Below are 5,036 nucleotides of genomic sequence, written 5' to 3'. Positions count from 1 at the left end.
GCGTCGACTGATTCCTTGCATTGAATAAAAATACAAGAATGAAATCCGATAACGATTTAATCAGCGCTTCCCTAGAATCGAAAACTCTTGTTGCCCCTTGAGGGGCCATAGGGTGTACGGGGTGAAGCGCCGTGAATGACCGCTATTGTGGAACTGACCGCCGACAGGCGGCCTGCTTGCAATGTGTATCATTTGAGCTTTTCCCGCAGCGCCCCGCGCCGCTGCCGCGGCCCTCTCCCTCCTGAAAGGGGGCGCAAGGGATTAGTGGCGCTTTCTAACACTGCCTTTCCTTAAAGGGGGCGCAGGGGGGCCGGACAGTCGTTGGTAAGGGGACAGCCGATTTTCACCGTCCCACTGTCCCACTGTCCCACTATCTCACTATCTCACTATCTCACTATTTCACTATTTCACTAGCCCACTAGCCCACTAGCTCACTAGCTCACAGCTTATGCACCAGTAGGAATCGTATTTTTTCCATCAGACTCATTCCGGCAAGGCAGTTCTTTCTGGCTTCTCCGATGATGGCGGCGGCTTCTTTCTTTTCTTCTTTGGAAAGGGGTATGCCGGAGAAGCGGGATTTCACCAGCATATCCATGAGGCGGTCGAAGTTCTTGAACCGCTTATCGCTGGCGAAGGCTTTCTTTCTCTCTTCGTAGGTTCCTTTGGCGGAAATGCCTGCGTAGAGGGCAAGGCGGTCCATGTAGTCCAGAAGGCGGTTGAAGGCGGATTTGCTTTCCGGTGCAGCGGCAAGCAGGCGTCTTACGCCGGTGAGGCGGTAAGCGGCAAAGCCCATGGCTGCCAGGAGAAGAAGGGGAATGAGGAGAAGGATTTTCGGGAATGGTTTGGCGGCGGAAGGCGCAGGATTCTGCTGTGCCAGCTTTGGCGGCGGATTTCCGGCCTGGCTGTTCTGCCGGTTCTGGCCGTCCTGCCGGTCGCTGTCCTTTGGCTGGTTCTGGGGTTGGGAGTTCCTTTCGCCCTGTCCGGTCTTATCCTTCTCATCTACCGGTGCGTCCGGTGCGCCGCTGTCGTTTTTCTGCTTGTCCGCAGGAACGGGGAAGGGGTTGTCGGTGCCGTCATAGCCCGGTGTCATTTCCACCGGCCGCCAGCCCAGGCCGTCCACATAGACTTCTGCCCAGGCGTGGGCGTGGTGATCATTGATGCTGTACTGATGAAGACCGTCCTGTGAAATGGGGGCGTCCTTGATTTCATCAGCCCCCACGGTGAGGCCTGCAGCGTAGCGGGCGGGGATGCCGGAAGCACGGAGAAGCATGACGGCGGCGGAAGCAAAGGAGGTGCAGTAGCCCTTTTTGCTTTCGGTGAGGAAATAGGTGACAAAGTCCTTTCCCTCCGGCGTTCTGCCGGGATTTGTGGTATAGCGGTAATTAGAAGCCAGGAAACGGCGGATATCCTCTACCCGCTGTCGTTTTTCCGAAAGGCTGGAAACGGGGGTGATGGGCCCCAGGGCAGAGAGGCCTTCTTTCACGGAATCCGGAATATCCAGGTAATGGCTGTATACGAAGCGGCGATATTCCTTCTCCCCGTCCAGATAGGTGCGGAAATAGGGGTCGCTGCTGTTTTCCCTGTCCATCATGGAAATGAGGGCACCGGAAGGGAGCTGCCACACATAGGTGCTGTAGGCCTTGCCTTCCCGGCTTATGGGAGCGCGGTCATAGGCAAATAGGGGGGCACCGAAGCTGGCATCATAGGGAAGAAGGAGAAAGCGGGTCTTTTCATATACCGCATCTACGGTAAAATCTTTTTTCAGCTCTTCCACGGTCTGCCCATTTCCCAAATAGTTGGAAAGGGTCTGGGAGAGGGCAGGGCTCCGGGCGATGACTTCCATGAGCCAGGCGCCCTGGTCGTACCATTCGCCGTTATTCTTGTCAAATAAATGCTTAACCCCTTCATAGCGGTCATCGGGCAGATCCTTCCACTGATTATTTCCATACTCTCCGCCGCTCCAGCTCCGAAGGTAGAGACGACGGGAGGTATCGGAAGTTTCAATATCCGCAATGATACGGCCGGAGTAGCGGATGCCATTCACATTGCCCAGTTTCTGCCGTCCGGCGGTGCCCTTCATCATGCCGGTGTAAGCATTGCCTGCATGGAAGATGGGGTCGTAGGGATCCACGAAGGACACGATTTCTTCCTGCATTCTGGAAAGGATGGCCGGCTGCTCATAGCGGCTTTCCGGAATCACAAGGGAAAGGATTAGGCCGATAACCAGGGCGGAAAGGAAGGCCGGCACCTCTGCATGGGAGAGAGGGCCGCCCTTCAGCCGGGCAGGCAGGGAAATCATGTAAGCGCTGGAAAGGGCAAGGGCCAAAGACGGAGGATTGATGCCGAAGTAGAAGCCTAGCAGCAGAATGCCCAGGGAAAGAAGGGACGAAAGGATGGCGCCGCCTTTGGAAATGGATGCACAGAGGAAGAACCAGGAAAGGAGGAGAAGAATGTATACCTCCGCCGCCATGGAAGAGGCTCCCTCAGGCAGGCGGGGAATGACAAGTTCTACATCATAGGGCTCCTTCAGGGTGGTGAGGAAGGGAATGGAAAGGGCGGTGAAACTCTTTTCCATGGATGAATGGAATAGGATGAGGACTGCCGCCAGGCAGACAAAGAGAACCGCCATCAGGGGGAAGCGCTTCTTTTCCGGCAAAGCGGAAAGGAGGAAGCTCCCTGCCATGACCAGAAGGAAGGAAAGAATGGCGAAAAAGAATGTGCTCTGCCCGGTGTAGGAAAAAAGGAGGGACACCGTTCCGGCGCTGCCCAGGGCGGTGAGGAAAGCGGAGAAGAAAGCAGTTTTTGTCATTATGCATTCCCTCCCAGAGCGTTATAAATGGCATCCCTGCCGGACAGGGCAGTCCCTGCACCTTCAGCGGCGCACCAGACTGTGGGTGAAAGCTGGGGCGGGCAGGGGGGATGGGGATTTCCGGTGATATAGCAGATAGGAACGTAGGGCGAAAGGTCGGCCCCCATCAGGGCCCCTTCGGCGCCTGCCCGAAGGAAACCGGACAGGGCGTCCATCCAGTCATCTCTGGTGCGGATGGTCTGGGAAACGGAACCCTTCGCGGTGGCAAAGACGAATCGGAAGGGAATGCGGGCGGACAGCAGGGCCAGTCCTGCAGAATAGAGGGCATCGCCCACTATATCCCGGAGCATGGCATTTCTTTCATAGTCCGCTGCCAGAACGATACGGCTGCTGCCGGAAGGAGCTGAATCGCGCACATAGACCTCATCCTTTCGGGCCGTTACCTTCCAGTTGATGAGATGGGGATTATCGCCGGGCTTGTACTCCGTGGCACCGAAGTACTCCTTATCCTCGCTTCCTGCTATGCGGCGAAGGATGGAAAGGGCAGCAGCAAAGGTGCCCACCTGACGGGGATAAACAAGGAAGGAAGAGGCGGACAGGTCCCTTTTGAAATGGAAGAGGGCAAAAGGATCTTTCCAGAAAAGGCTGATTTTTTCGGGAGAATAACGTCCGCAGTGAACCATATCCCTGGTGAAATAAAAGACAAAGCCCTCTTTCTTCTCTTCATAGGCTTCAAAAGGAGCGCCGTCCAGCAGCACCTCCAGAGAAGAGAGAAAAGGCAGAAAAGGGCTTTTCAGGGAAATTGCGATTTCCGCCTTTTCACCCCGCACCACATGGGAAGGCGCGGACAGAGAGCACACCACTCTTTTCCCCGCCTGCCGGCTCCCGAAGTACAGGGCAGCCGGAGGCAGAAGAAGCATGAGGAAAAGCAGGAAGGCATCATACTGGTCGTAAATTACCATGAGGAAAAAGGCCATGAAAAGAAGAAATACATAGTAAAATCGGCCCATTTACTCCTCCTTCAGCGATGGCAGGGGCAGGGAAGAAAGCAGCTCGGTGAGCACCGATTCCGCCGTCTTTCCGGCATACCGGGCATCGCCGGTGAGGGAAATACGGTGGCCCAGGGTATAGGGGGCCATCGCCGCCACATCATCGGGGGTGGCATAGGATCGTCCTTCCATGAGGGCATGGGCGCGGGCCATGGAAGAAAGGGCCATGGTGCCTCTGGGGGATACACCAAGACGGATATCCGGATGATTCCTGGTGGCCCGGGCAATGTCTACCATGTAGCCGTACAGGCTTTCCTCCACATGAATGCGGGATACCTCCTCCCGAAGGGCCAGAAGCCCTTCAGGGGTAATGACGGAAGAAAGGCCTTCGGCAGGGTTCTTCCTTTCGCCGGAAAGAATGCGGATTTCATCCTCCCTTTCCGGATAGCCCACGGTAATGCGGATCATGAAACGGTCTGTCTGGGACTCCGGCAGCTCCTGGGTGCCGGAAGAACCGAAGGGGTTCTGGGTGGCCATGACGATAAAGGGCTGGGGCACGGCGTAGGTCTTCCCGTCCACCGAAAGCCGCCCTTCCTGCATGACCTCCAGCAGGGCGGACTGGGTTTTCGGGGAGGCCCGGTTGATTTCATCGGCCAGGAAGAAATTGGTCATGGCGCTGCCCGGCATGTACCGGAAGGTACCGGAATTCTTATCGTACATGGAAAAGCCCGTAATGTCCGAAGGCAGCACATCGGGGGTAAACTGCATGCGCTTGTAGTCCAGCCCCAGCACATGGGTAAAGGCCACGGCAATGGTGGTTTTCCCGACACCGGGAATGTCATCGATAAGGATGTGGCCGCCGGCCAGGATGGCCGTCAATATCCGGCGCAGCACCTCGTCCTTGCCCAGGACAGCCTTTCCCGTTTCAGAAAGGATAGCATCAATGGTTTCTTTTGTATTCATAGGGATACCTCAATTCTTGGATACATGGTTAATATATTACTTATTATACTCCTTGGGGGAAGGGGGTTCAGGCGCCTTCGGCGCCCGGGTTCTATGGTGCCATCGGGGCTCCGCCCCCCCCGGGCACCATGGGCTGTGCCCACAGAGCGGGCCGGTTCAGAGGGAGTTAAAAATGCCGCCTGGCGGCGGCTATAAATTGGGGCTGTGAAAAAATGATTGAGTCTCTATCAGATAGTTAGGCAACCTGGCGGTAGACGCCTTATCATAGGTCTGCA

The 5,036-nt window shown here is 56.2% G+C and carries 3 protein-coding genes; all 3 read right to left on the bottom strand.

Translation table 11 applies throughout. The annotated features are described in order from the left end of the window. Positions 1-439: 439 nt before the first annotated feature. The 3 genes from QZQ29_RS08845 to QZQ29_RS08835 are packed head-to-tail and all read right to left on the bottom strand — an operon-like array spanning position 440 to position 4,761. A complete protein-coding gene (locus tag QZQ29_RS08845) occupies positions 440-2,809 on the bottom strand; it encodes a transglutaminase-like domain-containing protein (RefSeq protein WP_296962447.1) in 2,370 nt (789 codons plus the stop codon). Beyond that, on the bottom strand, positions 2,809-3,819 hold the full coding sequence (locus QZQ29_RS08840) for a DUF58 domain-containing protein (RefSeq protein WP_296962444.1): 1,011 nt from the start codon (positions 3,817-3,819) through the stop codon (positions 2,809-2,811). Before QZQ29_RS08840 ends, QZQ29_RS08845 begins: the two co-directional genes overlap by 1 nt. Beyond that, positions 3,820-4,761, bottom strand: coding sequence for a MoxR family ATPase (locus QZQ29_RS08835; protein WP_296962443.1), 942 nt, complete (start codon positions 4,759-4,761; stop codon positions 3,820-3,822). It lies immediately after the preceding gene. Positions 4,762-5,036: the final 275 nt, after the last annotated feature.

Source organism: uncultured Dialister sp., from assembly GCF_900538805.1.
Classification (GTDB): domain Bacteria; phylum Bacillota; class Negativicutes; order Veillonellales; family Dialisteraceae; genus Dialister.
The sequence above is the reverse complement of the archived record's forward strand: the minus strand, read 5'-3'. Positions and strand labels throughout refer to the sequence as shown.

Excerpts from the sequence above, each read along its gene's own strand:
- QZQ29_RS08835 (WP_296962443.1), bottom strand. The coding sequence starts at position 4,761 with ATGAATACAAAAGAAACCATTGATGCTATCCTTTCTGAAACGGGAAAG.
- QZQ29_RS08845 (WP_296962447.1), bottom strand. The coding sequence starts at position 2,809 with ATGACAAAAACTGCTTTCTTCTCCGCTTTCCTCACCGCCCTGGGCAGC.
- QZQ29_RS08840 (WP_296962444.1), bottom strand. The coding sequence starts at position 3,819 with ATGGGCCGATTTTACTATGTATTTCTTCTTTTCATGGCCTTTTTCCTC.